At 61.9% G+C, this 16,599-nt stretch carries 12 protein-coding genes and 3 pseudogenes; 7 read left to right on the top strand and 8 right to left on the bottom strand.

Going from position 1 to position 16,599, the window contains the following annotated elements; all coding sequences use genetic code 11:
* Window positions 1-216 precede the first annotated feature (216 nt).
* Window positions 217-783: a hypothetical protein gene (locus tag HAP48_RS27475; protein ID WP_175612289.1), complete on the bottom strand. Its 567-nt coding sequence runs from the start codon at window positions 781-783 to the stop codon at window positions 217-219.
* Between the two features lie 26 nt (window positions 784-809).
* Complete coding sequence (locus HAP48_RS27470) at window positions 810-1,142, bottom strand: hypothetical protein (RefSeq protein ID WP_156928919.1); 333 nt, start codon at window positions 1,140-1,142, stop codon at window positions 810-812.
* A 193-nt stretch (window positions 1,143-1,335) separates the two neighbouring features.
* Between HAP48_RS27470 and HAP48_RS27465 the strand changes: the two genes are divergently transcribed.
* Together HAP48_RS27465 and HAP48_RS27460 are read left to right on the top strand one after the other, a co-directional pair.
* The gene (locus HAP48_RS27465; RefSeq protein ID WP_166208624.1) at window positions 1,336-3,744 is read left to right on the top strand and encodes a phosphoketolase family protein; all 2,409 of its coding nucleotides are present in this window, start codon (window positions 1,336-1,338) and stop codon (window positions 3,742-3,744) included.
* 49 nt (window positions 3,745-3,793) lie between these two features.
* The gene (locus HAP48_RS27460; protein WP_166208627.1) at window positions 3,794-4,972 is read left to right on the top strand and encodes an acetate/propionate family kinase; all 1,179 of its coding nucleotides are present in this window, start codon (window positions 3,794-3,796) and stop codon (window positions 4,970-4,972) included.
* 25 nt (window positions 4,973-4,997) lie between these two features.
* Here HAP48_RS27460 and HAP48_RS27455 read toward each other — a convergent pair whose 3' ends face one another.
* Genes HAP48_RS27455 through HAP48_RS27445 form a run of 3 tightly spaced genes read right to left on the bottom strand, consistent with a single transcriptional unit; the run spans window position 4,998 to window position 7,972 of the window.
* Window positions 4,998-6,107, bottom strand: a complete 1,110-nt coding sequence (locus HAP48_RS27455) for an ABC-type transport auxiliary lipoprotein family protein (RefSeq protein WP_166208630.1) — start codon at window positions 6,105-6,107, stop codon at window positions 4,998-5,000.
* 15 nt (window positions 6,108-6,122) lie between these two features.
* On the bottom strand, window positions 6,123-6,857 hold the full coding sequence (locus HAP48_RS27450; protein WP_165128245.1) for an ABC transporter ATP-binding protein: 735 nt from the start codon (window positions 6,855-6,857) through the stop codon (window positions 6,123-6,125).
* 2 nt (window positions 6,858-6,859) lie between these two features.
* Window positions 6,860-7,972, bottom strand: a complete 1,113-nt coding sequence (locus HAP48_RS27445; RefSeq protein ID WP_420869820.1) for an MlaE family ABC transporter permease — start codon at window positions 7,970-7,972, stop codon at window positions 6,860-6,862.
* Window positions 7,973-8,156: 184 nt separating this feature from the next.
* Here HAP48_RS27445 and HAP48_RS27440 point away from each other — a divergent pair, with 184 nt between their 5' ends.
* Window positions 8,157-8,567, top strand: coding sequence for a hypothetical protein (locus HAP48_RS27440; protein WP_165128243.1), 411 nt, complete (start codon window positions 8,157-8,159; stop codon window positions 8,565-8,567).
* On the opposite strand, the pseudogene HAP48_RS27435 reads toward HAP48_RS27440, so the two are convergent.
* Window positions 8,537-11,307 (bottom strand): annotated as a pseudogene (locus HAP48_RS27435) (bifunctional acetate--CoA ligase family protein/GNAT family N-acetyltransferase). The gene HAP48_RS27440 and the pseudogene HAP48_RS27435 overlap by 31 nt on opposite strands.
* Window positions 11,289-11,765 carry a CBS domain-containing protein gene (locus HAP48_RS27430; protein WP_165128239.1) on the bottom strand — a complete coding sequence of 159 codons (477 nt, stop codon included), beginning with the start codon at window positions 11,763-11,765 and terminating at the stop codon, window positions 11,289-11,291. Before HAP48_RS27430 ends, HAP48_RS27435 begins: the two are co-directional and overlap by 19 nt.
* Window positions 11,766-12,031: 266 nt before the next feature.
* On the opposite strand from HAP48_RS27430, the gene HAP48_RS27425 reads away from it, so the two are divergent.
* From HAP48_RS27425 to HAP48_RS27415, 3 genes and pseudogenes are all read left to right on the top strand, one after another.
* Window positions 12,032-13,015, top strand: a complete 984-nt coding sequence (locus HAP48_RS27425) for a zinc-dependent alcohol dehydrogenase family protein (protein ID WP_166208633.1) — start codon at window positions 12,032-12,034, stop codon at window positions 13,013-13,015.
* Between the two features lie 271 nt (window positions 13,016-13,286).
* Window positions 13,287-13,667: pseudogene (locus HAP48_RS27420) on the top strand (hypothetical protein); the annotation flags it as partial.
* Between the two features lie 179 nt (window positions 13,668-13,846).
* Window positions 13,847-14,152: a hypothetical protein gene (locus tag HAP48_RS27415; protein WP_029084182.1), complete on the top strand. Its 306-nt coding sequence runs from the start codon at window positions 13,847-13,849 to the stop codon at window positions 14,150-14,152.
* A 1-nt stretch (window position 14,153) separates the two neighbouring features.
* Here HAP48_RS27415 and HAP48_RS27410 read toward each other — a convergent pair.
* A pseudogene (locus HAP48_RS27410) lies at window positions 14,154-15,487 on the bottom strand (IS5 family transposase).
* A 569-nt stretch (window positions 15,488-16,056) separates the two neighbouring features.
* Here HAP48_RS27410 and HAP48_RS27405 point away from each other — a divergent pair.
* Window positions 16,057-16,308 carry a hypothetical protein gene (locus HAP48_RS27405; protein ID WP_166208636.1) on the top strand — a complete coding sequence of 84 codons (252 nt, stop codon included), beginning with the start codon at window positions 16,057-16,059 and terminating at the stop codon, window positions 16,306-16,308.
* Window positions 16,309-16,599 lie beyond the last annotated feature (291 nt).

Below are 16,599 nucleotides of genomic sequence, written 5' to 3'. Positions count from 1 at the left end.
GGTGGTAAGGTGGAAGAATCGCGCCTAGCCTCTCGCCGCCGACTTAGCCGCCTATAAATTGGGGCATCAGAATAATGTTCGCGCTGAACGGATTGTTGGGGGTCACTTCCCTCATCCCTGGCCCCAACACCGCCATATAGGGCTGACCATGAATAATCAGACCTGTCGGCTGCTGGAATGACTGCGGCAGCATTCCTCTTCTATTCAGTGCGCCGATCAGGACGTCGGGGGCGCGTTGCGGGCCGTGATTGAAGCCCAAGGCGACGACATGTCCGAAATCATACGCCGGCGCCTGAGCCGGTATCGCGGCTGCCGGATAAGATGACTGTTGCGGCTGGCCCAACTCGCACCAAGCCCCGGTGTCGTGATCATCGTTACGCACGGCTTCGCGTGTAGACGACGCCGCAGCCCTTCATCTTCGGGATTCGACAACAGCCGTCCAGCTATCGCTTCGACCGTCCGTTGGGCCGCTTGCGCCTCACAAACGCGCGTGCTGCCAAAGACGACGATGGTATGGGCTATCTGTCGCTCCCGGAGCAGGGCTTCTGTCTTGAGGAAATCGAGCTGAAGGCGGACGCCGCGCGTCGCCTCGCTCTGCATGAAATCGGCATCCTGATCCGCCTCCTGATAGCTTGGCGACATCAGTATCCTGCGCAAGGCCTCGGGCGCGCGAGAATCAACTTCAGCGCTCTCGGGTTGTTGACCTGGAAGCGCATCAGCTCTGTCGACGTGATGCTCGGGGCTCGGCATCGAACCGGAGCGAGCGGACCGGGGACCGGTCATATGCCCCCTCCTATCCACTGTTTCGCTCAAGCACCGCCCCAACCTGTTTCTGTGTGGCAAGGGGCGAGTGCCGCGCTGCCTTTCAGGGCCTCGCGAACTTCGTCATCTTCCAATTTGTCCAGGAACCAGTGGCGATCAGCGGGCTGCTCCGCGCGACTGACAGTTGGAGTGTCTTGGTGAGGCTCTGCTTGTTCGACAATGGGCAATTTCGCTTGATCGGCCATGGTGACGCTCGTCAGGAGGATGAGAATACTGGCAGCATCCGCGATTGCCCGAACAGACGCATTGAGCAGGGTCAATCCGCAGCAGAAGACGACGGGAACTTTCCGGAGGGGCAGCGTGGGGCCTGTCTTTTCCACTTTCGGCCGTCGGCCGTCTGAGCGGCTTCGCGAAGGCGTGATAGCCCACCGTTGCCGGGAACAATGAGGCTCGGGCGAGCATTGGCCAGCATCTTTGAGCTGGCTCAAGCTATTCCCGTCACATTGGCCTCTTAACTCGGAACCGATTAGCAGATTTTGAGGTCATTCCTGACCCCTTCCTCGGGAGAGCGGCATGCAATCAGTCACGGGTCCAAATGAGCGAGCGCAGGTCAAAGATCTCGAGTTGCTCGACCGTTACTGGCGAGCCGCCAATTTCCTTTCCATTGGCCAGATCTACCTGCTGGCAAACCCACTTCTGAGCGAGCCGCTTAAACCCGAGCACATCAAGCCGCGATTGCTTGGTCATTGGGGCACCACACCGGGGCTCAACTTTATCTACGCTCATCTCAATCGTGCGATCCAAGCGTCCGATCTCAACGTCATCTATGTCTGCGGTCCCGGGCATGGCGGTCCCGGCATGGTCGCCAATACCTATCTGGAGGGCACATACACGGAAATCTATCCGGAGGTGACGCGCGACCTGGATGGCTTGCAAAAGTTGTTCCGTCAGTTCTCCTTCCCCGGAGGCATTCCGAGCCACGCGGCGCCGGAAACGCCGGGTTCAATTCACGAAGGCGGCGAGCTGGGATATGCGCTGGTGCACGCGTATGGCGCAGTGTTCGACAACCCTGATTTGATCGCCGTTTGCGTCGTCGGCGACGGCGAGGCGGAAACCGGCCCACTCGCGGCGTCCTGGCACTCCAACAAGTTCTTGAATCCGATGCATGACGGCGCAGTGCTGCCGATCCTGCACCTCAACGGCTACAAGATTACAAATCCTACCGTGCTGGGGCGGATGGATGACGAGGAAGTCCGCAGCCTCTTCATCGGCTACGGCTACGAGCCGCTGTTCGTCGAAGGTGACGATCCGCACGCCATGCACCGGCTGATGGCCGACACGCTAGACGTAGCGCTCGCCAATATCCGTTCCATCCAGCAACATGCACGCCAACAGGCTGCGGGCTTTCGGCGCGCCAAGTGGCCGATGATCGTACTGCGCAGTCCAAAGGGCTGGACGGGCCCGAAAGAAGTTGATGGATTGAAGGTTGAGGGATTTTGGCGCGCCCATCAGGTGCCGATCACCAATCCGCGAGGCAATCCCGAGCATTTGAAGCTGCTTGAGCACTGGATGAGGAGCTACGAGCCGGGCAAGCTGTTCGATGGGGACGGCCGGCTCGAACCGGATTTGCAGGCGCTCGCTCCGGCTGGCAACCGCCGGATGGGGGCCAATCCGCACGCCAATGGCGGCATGCTCAAGCGTGAGCTCAAGCTACCGGATTTCCGCAGCTATGCCGTCGACGTTCCGAGCCCCGGGGGCGTGGTCGCCGAGGCCACTCGCGAGCTCGGCAAGTTTCTGCGCGAAGTCGTGAGTCTCAATGCGAACGCCCGCAACTTCCGTATCATGAGCCCGGACGAAACCTCGTCCAACCGGCTGGACGCGGTGTTCGAAGCCACCGACCGGGTCTGGATGGAAGGGATCGAGCCCTACGACGTCCACCTCGCGCACGACGGCCGCGTGATGGAGGTGCTGAGCGAGCATCTCTGCCAGGGCTGGCTCGAAGGCTACCTGCTCACCGGCCGTCACGGCTTCTTCTCCTGCTATGAGGCTTTCATCCACATCGTGGATTCGATGTTCAACCAGCACGCCAAGTGGCTGAAGGTTTCGCGCGCGCTGCCGTGGCGGCGTCCTATCGCCTCGCTGAACTATCTCCTGACCTCGCATGTCTGGCGACAGGATCACAACGGTTTCAGCCATCAGGATCCCGGCTTCGTTGATCTCGTCACCAACAAGAAGGCCGATATCGTCCGCGTCTACTTTCCACCCGATGGCAATACTCTGCTGTGGGTCTCCGATCATTGCCTGCGCACCTACGATCGCATCAACGTGATCGTCGCGGGCAAGCAGCCCGCTCCGCAATGGCTTTCGATGCGTGAGGCGATCAATCATTGCGAGGCGGGCATCGGCATCTGGAAATGGGCCGGCACCGAGCCGCCCAACGCCGAGCCGGATGTGGTAATGGCTTGCGCCGGCGACGTTCCAACGCTGGAGACACTCGCCGCAGTCGATCTGCTGCACAAGGCGCTGCCGGACCTAAAGATTCGCGTGGTGAACGTCGTCGACCTGATGACGTTGCAGCCGAAGGAGCAGCATCCACACGGGCTGTCCGACCGCGACTTCGACAGCCTGTTCACGCGAGACAAACCGGTGATTTTCGCCTATCACGGCTATCCCTATCTGATCCACCGCCTGACCTATAACCGCGCCAATCATGCCGGCATGCATGTGCGCGGTTTCGCTGAGGAAGGCACCACCACGACACCATTCGACATGGTGGTGTTGAACGGGCTTGACCGCTTCCATCTTGCGATCGAGGCGATCGAGCGGGTGCCGGGGCTCGACATCAGCGCGGCCCACGTCAAGCAGGGATTCCGCGACAGGCTGACCGAGCATTCGCGTTACGTGCGCGAGCACGGCGAAGATATGCCGGAGATCCGAGACTGGGCGTGGTGCAACGGCGCAGGTGGTACGACACTGCGGTGATCGAGGATTTGAAAGGCCGCATCTGCAGCGAGCACGAAAGAGACCGCCGATGTCCGATCATGTCCTGGTGCTGAATGCAGGCTCTTCCAGCATCAAGTTCGGCTTGTTCGACATTGAACCCGTCGAGCCGGAACTGAAGTGTAAGGGCCTGATCGACGAGCAGCAAACGGCGCCACACATCGTGGTGACCGATGCGTCCGGAACACAGCTGTTCAAGAAAGGCCTTCCCGGCGGCGAAGGACAGCGGGTCGATCTGCTCAGCGGCATCTTGACCTGGATTGACGGGCATCTCGCCGGGAACAGGCTTGTCGCGGTTGGCCATCGTGTCGTGCATGGCGGACGCGACTTCTTTCGCCCCATCATGATCGACGACCAAGCTCTCGCCGCGATGGACGCGTTGACCCCGCTCGCCCCGCTGCACCAGCCGCGCTGTCTGACACCGGTTTGTGCGGTGCAGTCGCTGCGGCCAGGCCTCGCGCAAATCGCCTGCTTCGATACAGCCTTCCATCACAACCTGACGCCGCTTGCGAGCCGCTTTGCCATTCCGCGCCATTTCGAAGACCGCGGCATCCGGCGCTATGGTTTTCACGGGCTCTCTTTCGAATATGTCGCGGGCCGCCTCGCCGCACTCGCACCGACGCAGAAGCACACGGTGGTGGCACATCTCGGCAATGGCGCCAGCCTCTGTGCCTTGCACGAGGGCAAGAGCGTCGACACCACCATGGGACTGACCCCACTCGACGGTCTCGTCATGGGAACACGCTGCGGCACGATCGATCCGGGCGTGCTGCTCTATTTGTTGCAAGAAGCGAAGATGTCCGCCGACGAGGTCCAGCATTTATTGTACGAAAAGTCGGGCCTGCTTGGCGTGTCCGGCATCTCGGCCGATATGCGCGCCCTGCTGGCAAGCCCGGAAGCCGCCGCACGCGACGCGATCGATCTCTTCACGTTCCGGGTTGCCGCGGAGGTCGCTGTGATGGCGACCTCGCTCAACGGACTTGACGGCCTCGTGTTCACCGGCGGCATCGGTGAACACGCCGCTGAAATAAGGCAACGCATCTGTGATCGTCTCGCCTGGCTTGGCGTCAAGATGGATATGGCCGCAAATGCGCTGAGCAAGCAGCGTATCGCTGCGAAGGGCAGCCCGGTGGATGTGCTGGTCATTCCCACCAACGAGGAGATCAGCATTGCGCGGCACTGCCGCAGCCTGCTGGCTGCAGGTTGCTAGGTTGCGCCCACTACAACCGCCCTATTCAATCCGTCGCCGCAACCCACATCACGAGCTCGCGTGCGAGCGCGCCGAAGGCCCGATCAAATGCGGCTGCCGCCTCAGGCGGCGTCAGTGAGGTCATCTCTTCGGAGTCATCGAGAATCTTTGCAACCTTTACCTGACCATTCTGGTCCACTATCTTCGCAGAGAAGGAGATGATCGCGCGCGGCTGGGTTCCGAGCACGATTTCAAAACGACGGAGATCGATCAGCAGACGTGACGCACCTTCTACGCCGCTGTCGGCGCGGAACGGCGCATGTGCGATGTCGTAATTCTCGAAGCTCTGCAGTAGTCGCGCCTGCACCAGCGCCGGAAGGCTGTCGCTCCATTGCACGGCCTCAAACCCTTGATTTTCTTCCTCCGGCGAGAACAGAAAACGCTGGGTCTGCAGGTGGGTAATCGCGGTCGGCTCAGCTATGATCAACGGCGCAGGCAGAGCTGCATGGTGTTGCAACCCGAAGCTGTCCACGGCGTGAAGGTCGTAGACTACCTTGCGCGGCGCGGGCGTACCGCCGCCCGTCATGCGCTCCAGCCCTGCCACGATGCCGTCAAGCTTGGAGGTGTTGCGCGCGAGTCCTTCAGCAAACGTACTTAGATTATCGATCGTGCTATGCAGCGGCGCCGCATTTTCAGACAGAACGGCATCCACCCGGCGCAGGGCATCGCGCGCGGCCTGCGTCATGCTCCGGCCGGCGCCCTTTTCGGCCACCAGCGGCCCGCGCGCCGGCGGCGACGCGGGATCATCACCACCTTCCAGCGCAATCACGGGAACACCAGTCAACCCCTGGAAATCGAGACCAACGCGCGTGTCGCTATGCACCGGCGTGTGCTCAGCGACCGCGATCTTGGCGCGAACCTCGCGCGGGCGTTCCGGCACCAGCTCAAGTGCAGTCACCTCGCCGACGCGGATACCGTTGAAGAGGACGCCTGCACCAACGAGGAGCCCAGACACGGGATCGGTGAAAACAAGCTGATACGTCTCCCGCTTGCCAATGCCACCGACATTGTTCAGCCAATAGACAAAGCCGAACACCGCGACGATTGCCGATAATACGAATGCACCGACAATAATGTAGGGCGCGCGAATTTCCATGTGTTTCTCTCTCGTCTAGCTGCCCAAGCCGAGCATTTGCGCGCGGGCACCATGAAAGTAGGCATTGACCCAAGGATGATCGGACTCGAGCACGGAGGGCAGCGATCCGATCGCTGCGATCCTGCCGTCTGCGAGCGCGGCAACGCGATCGCAGACGGCTTGTAGGCTGTTCAAATCATGCGTCACCATGAAGACAGTGAAGCGCAGCGTCCGGTGCAACGTCCGGATGAGGGCGTCAAACTCGCCGGCCGCGATCGGATCGAGGCCGGATGTCGGCTCATCGAGAAAGAGCAGCGCTGGATCGAGCGCCAGTGCCCTGGCAAGCGCAACACGCTTGGTCATGCCGCCCGAGAGCTCGGACGGAAACTTGTCCCCGTCTTCGCGCGCGAGGCCGACCATCTCGAGTTTTGCGTCCGCAATTTCGTCAAGCAGCCGCGGCGAAAGCCGCGCGCGCTCGCGCAGAGGAAACTGAATGTTCTGTCGAGCCGTCAGCGCCGAGAACAGCGCTCCCTGCTGGAACAGGATGCCCCAACGACGTTCAAGGCTGCCGCTTGCGAAATCGATCTGCCCGCTGCGCTTTGGCAGCAATCCCACCAACGTTCGCATCAGTACAGATTTTCCGCCACCGGATGCCCCTACGAGGCCAAGAATTTCCCCGTCCTTCACATCGAGGTCGAGGTGATCGAGGATGATCTTCTTGCCAAAGCCGACCACGAGGTCCCGTATGTGTATCGCCGGGGCGTCGGTCATGGCTACATCCCGATCGAGGCGAAGAAGACTGCAAACAGTCCGTCGAGCACGATCACCAGGAAGATCGATTTCACCACCGAGGCGGTCGTTCGCTCCCCGAGCGACTCCGCGCTGCCCTTGACGCTCAGCCCCTCCACGGCCGCGACAAGCCCGATCACGAGCGCCATGAACGGCGCCTTGATGATGCCGACCTCAAAATGCGTGACGGAAACCGCCTCATGGAGACGTGCGATGAAGATTGCAGGGCTCATGCCGCCATAGAGCCAGGCGATGAGCCCGCCGCCATAGAGCGCCGCGAGCGAGCCGAGAAAGGCAAGGATCGGCAACGCCACCACGAGCGCCAGGATTCGTGGCAGGATCAGGACTGCAACCGGATCGAGCCCCATGGTGCTGAGGGCATCAATCTCCTCACGCATCTTCATTGCGCCGATCTCGGCGGTATAGGCACTCCCCGATCGTCCCGCCACCATGATGGCGACGATCAACACGCCGATCTCGCGCAGCACGAGGATGCCGACCATGTCGACGACATAGGATTCCGCGCCGAAGCGACGGAAATGGAAAATCCCTTGCTGGGCGATGATGGCCCCGATCAGGAACGTGATCAGGGCTATGATCGGTACCGCTTGCCACCCCACTCGGCCGAGCTGGTAGACGGTTGATGTCAGCCGAAACGACCGCGGATGCCTGAGAATGCCTAGCAGGGCTGCGCTGACGGTACCGAGCATATGGAGGAATGCCCCCGAATCGGACGCCAGCCGCCGGCCGCCGCGGCCGAGCTGATCGAGCCTCTGCAGCAAGGGGTTGAACGATTTGCGTTCCGCAGGGCCGCCGCGGTTCAGTCCTCGCACCTCTTCCAACAAGTCATCGTGCGGACCGTCGGCACCGGTGAGGGCTGCTCTGGTTGCGCCACCGCGGGCCAGCTTTTCAAGCAGCCAAGCCCCGACTGTGTCGAGCGTGGTGATGTGACGCAGATCAATCGCCCCGATGTCAGTGCGCGCCGCCCCCTCGCACAGCCGCTCCAACTGCTCGACATTGGCAACGTTCCAGGCGCCGCATGCTGTTAGCAGGCGTGGATCGTCTGCGTTCGCTGTCAATGCCGGTACGCTGAGCAAGGAAACCAACTCCAAGTTTGCCTATCAAGCATAGGAGGCTGGCGGCGGCGGTGTTTGACACAACGCAATTTGCTTCAACGGCCTCCAGGTCGTTCTTGACGCAAATCAAACGGCTTTGCGGGCGGGAGGCCTATGATTTGGCATGTTTGGCCCGTCAGCACCGGGCACGCTCAGGAAGATTTCGATGAACCGCCCCGCTTTCAAGCCTTTGCCGAATACTGCGTTACCGCACTCATTCAGACAGGTCCGGCTCGAACGTGCACGCGAGCACGATCACCCCGAGGGCGCCTCCGCGATCGGCTATATCATCGTCGCTCCGCTAGACACGGCGTCGCGGATCGATGTCGAGACTTGGAAAACCCATCGCGAGGCCTGCCGTGTCGTTCGTCAGCGGCCCGACGAGGACGATGAACTCGGCCACCTTGTGCACGGACCGAGCGACAGCTGGCGATTCCACTACGACGTGGCAGGGGCAGCCGCCGATGAAGCCGGATATCATTTCGGCAACGAGCGCTTTCGCCTCGGCGAATATGTCTCTGTCCGCGAGGCGGATGGCATGCATCCCTATCGGATCGTTGCGGTCTCGCCGCTTTGATCGCGCCCACGCCGGATCAGGATGTCGGTCCCCAAGGCATCCATCGCCGGAAGGGAGAGGTCTAGGACGACATTGATGATCCTGTGGTCGGTGGGCACTGCGGCGGCCGTGAAACCGAGCTCATGGCACATGTTCAGCATGGTCGTGTTCTCGGCCAGCACTTCGCCGGACAGCCGCTTGAGTCCTTCCGACCTCGCATAATGGATCAGGAGCTGCATCAACGCCCATCCCAGTCCTTTGCCCTTGAGGTCTGACTGCAGCAGGATAGCATATTCGGCATTCTCGTAGAGCGAGTCCGAATGAAGCTGGACTGCTCCCACCATCGCGCCAGTACTCGGATCCAGCGCCGCAAAGGCCATCGCACGCGCATAGTCGAGCTGAGTCAGCCGTGCATGAACGTGTGCGAAAAATTCTTCATTGCCTGGAAGAAGCGAAGCCTAAGGTCCTCGGCGGTCACTCGCCTGAAGAAGCTCTCGACCATTAGCTCATCTTCCGGCCGCAACGGCCGTATCACGACGCGCGAGCCGCCCCTGAGGGCAAGCTCTCCTTCCCATTGAGACGGGTAAGGCCGCACCGCGAGCCGCGTCTGGCCGGCAAACAGCCGCACTGGTCTGCGGACTGCCACGCGCGCGTCGAGCGCAATCACGCCGCTCTCGTCTGCCAGTAGCGGATTGATGTCGAGCTCTGCGACTTCCGGAATATCGGCCGCCATCTGCGCCAGCTTGACGAGGGTGAGCGGCACGGCGTCGCCGGGGACAGCGGGCACGTCGCGATAGGCCGCAAGCAGCCGCGAGACCCGAGTCCGCCCCACCAGGTCGCGCGCCAGGTTCATGTCGAGCGGTGGCAGCGCCAGCGCCTTATCGCTGATCACCTCGACCGCGGTGCCACCGCGGCCAAACACGATCACGGGGCCAAAGGTAGGATCGTCGGCAATGCCGACGATCAGTTCGCGTGCCGCCCTCCGCTCGATGATCGGTTGGATCGTCACCCCCTGAAGGGTGGCATCGGGACGCGCGTTCCGGGCACGCGCGAGCACCGTCCGGGCCGCCTCGGCGATGCTTTCGCGAGTCAGCAAGCCGAGAATGACGCCGCCGATATCCGACTTGTGACGGACGTCGCGGGAAAGCAGCTTGACGGCCACCACAAGTCCCCGGGCCAGGAACGGCGCGGCCTTCTCCGCGGCATCGTCGGCATCGCGCGCGGCAATCGTCGGCACCATCGGAATATCGTAAGCCTCAAACAGGGCGGCGATCTCGGCCGGGTCAAGCCATTCCCGCCCTTCGGACAGCGCCTTCGCGATTATGCGCCGCGCCGCAGCCGTTTCCGGCTTTAAGGTCGAGGCGATACCGGGCGGCGTTGCGGCCAGTGCGACGGAGGCTTCGCGGAATCTCACCAGGTACGTGAAGGCGCGCACCGCATCATCCTCGGTCGGAAAATGCGGGATGTGGGCAGCTTCAAAGGTCGCCGCCGTGCGGTCGTCGGCACCATCCCACGATGCAAGCACCAGCGTGCCAACGTCGCTCTTCCTGGTCCGACGATCAAGAACACATTGTGCCACCGCTTCGGCGATTCCTTCGGCCGGCGCGACCGCCGTTTCCACGTTCATGACCAGCACCGCGTCACTGTTCGTGTCCTCGAGCAATGCGTCGAGCGCGGACACGTAGCGAGTGGCATCGGCGTCGCCGGAAATATCGACGGGATTGGCGCGAGACCAGCCTCGCGGCAGAACCCGATCGAGCCGAGCAATGATCTCCGTCGTCAAGTTCGCCGGAGTGCCCCCGAGTTCGGCAAGCCGGTCGATCGCTAGGATACCGAGCCCGCCGCCATTGGTCAAAACCGCCAGCCGGTTGCCGCGTGGAACAAAACCGCGGCCGAGCAACTCGGCGCAATCGAACAGTTCGCGCAGGTCGTACACACGCAGTATACCAGCACGGCGGAATGCTGCATCAAAGACGGCGTCTGAACCGGCCAGCGCGCCGGTGTGGGTGGCAGCGGCCTTGGCGCCCTGGGCCATCCTCCCCGCCTTGACGACGATTACCGGCTTGAGCCGCGCCGCGGAGCGCGCTGCGGACATGAACTTGCGCGGATCCTTGATGGCCTCCACATAGAGCAGGATCGCGTTGGTATGGTCGTCCAATGCGAAATAGTCGAGCAGGTCGGCAACGTCGACGTCGAGCTGGTCGCCGATCGAGACAATGCCGGAAAAGCCAAGCCGCCGTTGCGCAGCCCATTCGATCATCGCGGCAGCAATGGCGCCGGACTGCGAGATCAGGGCCATCCGTCCGTCGAATGGACGATGGGCCGCGAAGCTCGCATTGAGCTTCGCGTGCGGGACCATCAGCCCGATACAGTTGGGCCCGATCAGGCGTATGCCGTGCTTGCGCGCCGTCCGCGCAACCATTTCGGCAAGCGAGCCCGCGCCGTGCCCGAGACCCGCCGACAGGATCACCGCGCCGCCGACGCCGACCGCGGCGGCGTCCGAGATGATCACGGGTATCGCAGCCGCCGGCGCCGCGATCACGAGGAGATCCGGAACGAACGGTAGCGACTTGATGTCCGGGAACGTAGCTTCGCCGCCGATCTCAGCGTAGTTTGGATTGACCACGGCGATCCGGCCGACAAAGCCGCTCGCCTTAAGATTCCTGAGAACAGCCGCGCCCAACGACGACGGACGCGAGCTGCCGCCGACAAGTGCTATTGTTCGCGGCAAAAGAACCCGCTCTAAGCCAAAAGTAGACATCGAACAGTCTCGCAGGGAACCAGCGGAGGCGCCTGTCGATTCGTGCAGCGCGCCAGAGCCCGCATGACGTCCTCGCGAGCGATAATTCCGAGCAGGTGGTGATGTCCGTCAACCACGGGCAGGCTCTTGAGCCGATGTGCGACCATCAGCTGCAGAACACGCTGCAGATTTGTGTCCGGCTCGACTGCAATCACATCGCACGACATGATCTCGTCGACTGTCGTCCCCATGCGATCGTCATAATGTGGCAATATGTGATCCGTCGTGAGCGCGAACACCTTAAGGGCGTCGAGTTTCGTGACGAACCCAACCACGATATCGTCGCGCAGGACGGGATAGGCATCATAGTCGTCTCTTGCGAACAGCCGGTAAAGATCGCCCACGCTCATCTCGGGAGCGACGCTCCGGACCGACTTCGTCATATTGCTCGCGACGGTTTCCTGAAGAAACTCGTACATGGCTGATCCCCTGGGTTGGATGGCACTTCGCGGAGGCACCGCTGCCTGAGCAACTACCCCGCGAAGCGCTTACGCCACCGTCTTGATGTCGATCGCCTGTTCTACTTGGCGGCCAGCCTCTTGACGGTGGTCTTGAGCAGGCCCTTTTGGGTCTTGATTGCGAAGCAAAGCTAAATCCGGAAGAGCCAATCGGCCGTTGACCAGGATCAAAACGGAGTCAAATGATGTGATCAAAGAATGGTCATCGAGCTAAAGCGAGTTTCGGTATGCACGCCATGATCTTGACCGCGCGCGGCGCGACGCTGCAACAAGTGCAACGGCCGGACCCAGTCCCTCGTCCCGGCGAGGTCCGCGTGAAAGTCAGCGCCTGCGGCGTTTGCCGCACCGATCTGCACGTCGTCAACGGAGAATTGCCAAACATTTCCTATCCGATCGTTCCCGGGCACGAAGTGGTCGGCCGCATCGACGCGATTGGTGACGGCGTAAGCGGCGCGCAGCTTGGTACGCGCGTTGGCGTTCCCTGGCTCGGGTCGACCTGCGGGCACTGCCCTTATTGCCGGGAGGGTAAGGAAAATCTCTGCGATGATCCACTGTTCACCGGTTATACGCGGGACGGCGGCTTTGCCACCCACCTGGTGGCAGACGCGCGTTACTGCTTTCCGCTCGGTGAAGACGGCGAGGACGCGGAGCTTGCACCGCTGCTCTGCGCCGGCCTGATCGGCTGGCGCTCCCTGGTGATGGCTGGCGACGGCCGCAAACTCGGCATCTACGGTTTTGGCGCGGCGGGACATATCGTCGCACAAGTGGCGCGTTGGCAAGGGCGGGATGTGTACGCTTTGACCCGTGCGGGCGACACCGAGGCCCAGCACTTGGCTTTGTCGCTCGGCGCATGCTGGGCCGGCTCTTCGGGCGATCGACCGCCGGCCGAACTTGATGCCGCGATCATCTACGCACCCGCGGGGCCCCTCGTCCCGCTTGCATTGCGCGCGCTGCGCAAGGGCGGACGCGTGGTCTGCGCCGGCATCCACATGTCTGATATTCCGAGCTTTCCCTACAACATTCTCTGGGGTGAACGACAGATCATCTCCGTTGCCAACCTCACCCGACAGGATGGCGTCGACTTTCTCAGGATCGCGGCGAAGGCCGGAATCCGAACGCACGTCACCGTCTTCCCCTTGAATCAGGCGAACGAAGCGCTTGCGCGCCTGCGCGACGGCAAGCTGGTCGGCGCTGCTGTGCTGAGACCGTGATGACAGCGGAATCGCCTACCGACGCGGCAACGGGTGAAGCCAGCCAGGACGTTGTATTGTCGTTTTTGGCCGGATCGGACCGACCGAACGTGGCCGTGCGGCGGATCGACACGCATTGTTCGATCGTCTTTCTCGAACCTTCGCGCGTCTTGAAGGTCAAGCGAGCGGTCAAGCTTCCCTATCTCGACTACTCGACGTTGGAGAAGCGGCGGCGCGCTTGCGAGGATGAGATTGCCATCAACAAGCGCTACGCCCCTCCATCTACCGCGGGATGGTGCCAATCATACGCGGGCGCGATGGTCCGGCAATCGGAGGGACCGGACCGGTTATCGAGTGGGCCGTCGAAATGGCTCGCTTCGATGAAAACAAGACGCTCGATCATCTCGCCGAGCAAGATCCAATCCGGCCGGAGCTTGGCGAGAGACTGGCCGCCATCCTGCTGGAATCCCATCGGACCGCAACCGGACGCAAAGGATCCCCATGGCTAGCCTCGCTCTCTGTCATCATTGATCGCAATACGGAGCAGTTTTGCGCCGAGCCAGTTCTGTCCCGAGAGGCGATCGCTAAACTGCACGAACTGAGCCATCTGTCCCTCGCGCGCAATCTCGAGCTGTTGCGCCGCCGCGCCCGCCGCGGGCAGGTCCGGCACTGTCACGGCGATGCACATCTCGGCAACATCGTTCTACTCGACGGCGAGCCCGTTCTGTTCGATGCGATCGAGTTCGATCCGGTCATCGCAACAACCGACGTCCTTTATGACCTCGCATTCCCCGTGATGGACCTGTTGTACTCCGGGCAGGGCCGACAGCCAACAGACTGTTCAACAGCTACATGCAAGCCACCTTGGATGCACAATCGAACGCGTTGTCCTTGCTGCCGCTGTTTCTGTCGATACGCGCTGCAATACGCTCCAACGTCCTCTCTACAAAGCGGCGGCAGCAGCAAAGCGACGAAACGATCGCCATTCATGCAAATCGGTATTTCGAGTTTGCACGCCGGCTCGTTGAACCGGGGCCGCCCCGCCTGCTTGCAATTGGCGGAAAGTCCGGTACCGGCAAGAGCGTGCTGGCGCGCGACATGGCGCATCTGATCGCGCCACCTCCGGGGTCCTCCGTGAAGAACGCGGACGAGCGCTGATTTAAGCGATCTTTTGAGCCGGGACAGTTTCGGCGAAGGCCCGGATGATGGCCCGCAAGAGTTCTGCGAGCCATCGCAGGAGCAGGCCGAAGTTGTAGCCGGCCGCGGCGAGGACGGCGTTGATACGGTCGCCGACGCGGCATTTGAGATAGTTGCGGTCCATGCGGTGCTCGGCCTTGACGTGACCGATGACGGGTTCGACAGCCGCGCGACGCTTCATCTCGCGCCGGATGGAAGCCGTGACGCGGCGAACCTGACCCGAGATCCAGACCCTGAACCGGTGCGGGTAGTTGTGGCCGCGGTACCCTTTGTCGACGTGGATACGACGAGCCTCCACGCCGGTGAGCTTCTCCATGTCGGCGACCACGGGGCCGAGCGTGTGGCCGTCGAAGGGATTGCCGTGCAGCGCCTTGGCATGGAGCACGAACTGTCCACCCTTCGGCGACGTCACGGGGGTGGCGATACTGACCTTGCAGCCGAACTCGTAAGGCGCGCGGGCTTTGCCCTTGCCCATGCACTCGACCTCCGGCGCATGCAACGCATAGACTTGGGGCCGCGCTGATGCTGATCCTGGCTGCGCACCCGCTGCGCCAGATCGAGCAGCGGGCCGAAGCGCGCTTCCAGCGCCGCGCATCGCCATCAATCTTGCGGCGGATGTCGCGGATGATCCGGCCAAGCCGCGTCCGCAGGAACTTGAGTTGGCGCCGGGCGCTCTTGAACTGGTGAGCGTGGGTATAGCGGCCGACCATGATGGCGGTGCGCTTGGCCAGGCGCGGATAGCTCTGGCGCAGCGGCACACGGTTGCGCTTGGCAAGCCCGACGAGCTTGGTGATGGCCCGATGCATCAGCCGCGCGTCGGTCGGATGGGCAACGGCCTTGGGCTGCACCGTGGTATCGACCACCACCCGCTCCAGGTCCTTGGCACCGATGGCGCCAGTCTTGTGTGCCACCGACAGACTTTCCTGGATCAACGCGACGAGCAGTTCCTCGCCGAGCCGCTGGCGCCAGCGCGTCATCGACGATCGATCGAACGGCACTGTGGCAGAAGCTCAACTCGCCGCAGAAGTATTGGTAATAAGGGTTCTCGATCCAGCGGGCGCACAGCACCTCATCCGAGAGATTGTGCATGTGCTTCAGAATGAACAGGCCGGCGACAAGCCGCGTCGGCAGGCCAGGCTGCCCCGGCCCGGTTTGGCACACCGAACCAAAGCGGTCATCCAGAAACTTCCAGTCGATCAGCGCCGCCAACCGCACCAGCGGGTGGCCCATGTCGATGATTTGATCGAGCGCCGGAAGCAACAGGTCTTTCTGGCGATCATCCCGCGGTTTGCTCATCGCCGTCCCAATGCCGATGACCCGCCGTCAGGGAATCACGAATCGCTCGAAAGCAAAATCCCAAAACGCAAGAACCCGTGGCCCAACACCCAGCTTTCCTGCAAAATCGAATACTTTATCCAGACAACTTCTGCCTATCTCTCAGGCCGATCTGCATTCTTCACGGATGACTCCGGGCGCCCTGGTTCTGCGATCGGATGTCATTCGCAAGCAACTCTATGCCGTTGCCGAGCACGCCACATTGCCGCCGGAGACCTATACTCCCGGCATCCGAACTCGTCTACCAGGCCAGTTCTCGATCGTGCCGGGCACGCCTTGGCGCAAGGGGTCTCTGTTATCCTTGACGCGGTCGACGTGGTCAGGGTCCAAGCGAAGATTCAAACCGGCGACGTCAATTGGGAAATCGTGGACGCCTCCGGCTCGCCCACTACAACGCTCCACCGCAGCATGTCCTGTTTGCGAAGCACATCGTGCCCTTCCGACCTGCGGACCGCGCCCTAAGGGAATATCCGGAATTGGTCGAGCCGATGAAGTCTGTCAGCATCTTTTCACCAAAACAGGAGGATGCTATGAAACGCGCATTGAGTGTTCTTTTTGCCAGAAGCGCCATCTCTACGGCGGCGCTCGTTCTATTCTACAATTGGTTCTTCCCCGACGCGATGCCGCTTGCCTCAACCGAGCCGCTTCTGGCTTGGCGATTTGAGGCAGCCTTTGTCGTCTCGGCGGTAGCTTGGACCGCGGCCTTTGTGGCAGCGGCGTCTGCGCTGTCGTTGCTGCTGATAGCCTTCACCGGTCGGGACGCCACGGTCGAAGGCCGCTAGAATGCAGGCTTAGAATGCAAGAAGAGTGCATTCGCTTAACCTGCCTTGACCTCTCTATGCATGAAAATCATCCCCGGGCGATCGGCGGCTGGACTCTAAGCTTACGTTCAAGCGTGGCCGACATAAGCCGATCCGGCGTCACCAAGCACAACGGCAATGCAGGATCGCGGCGAGCTGAGCCGCTATGCCGGAACGACACCGCCACGCAAACGAATGGCGGAAGGTCACGCTTGGCGCCGCCACACACTCCAGAGAACACCGACCATCAGAAGCCCGGTTACGAGTAGGACG

The organism is Bradyrhizobium septentrionale, from assembly GCF_011516645.4.
GTDB lineage: Bacteria > Pseudomonadota > Alphaproteobacteria > Rhizobiales > Xanthobacteraceae > Bradyrhizobium > Bradyrhizobium septentrionale.
The sequence above is the reverse complement of the archived record's forward strand: the minus strand, read 5'-3'. Positions and strand labels throughout refer to the sequence as shown.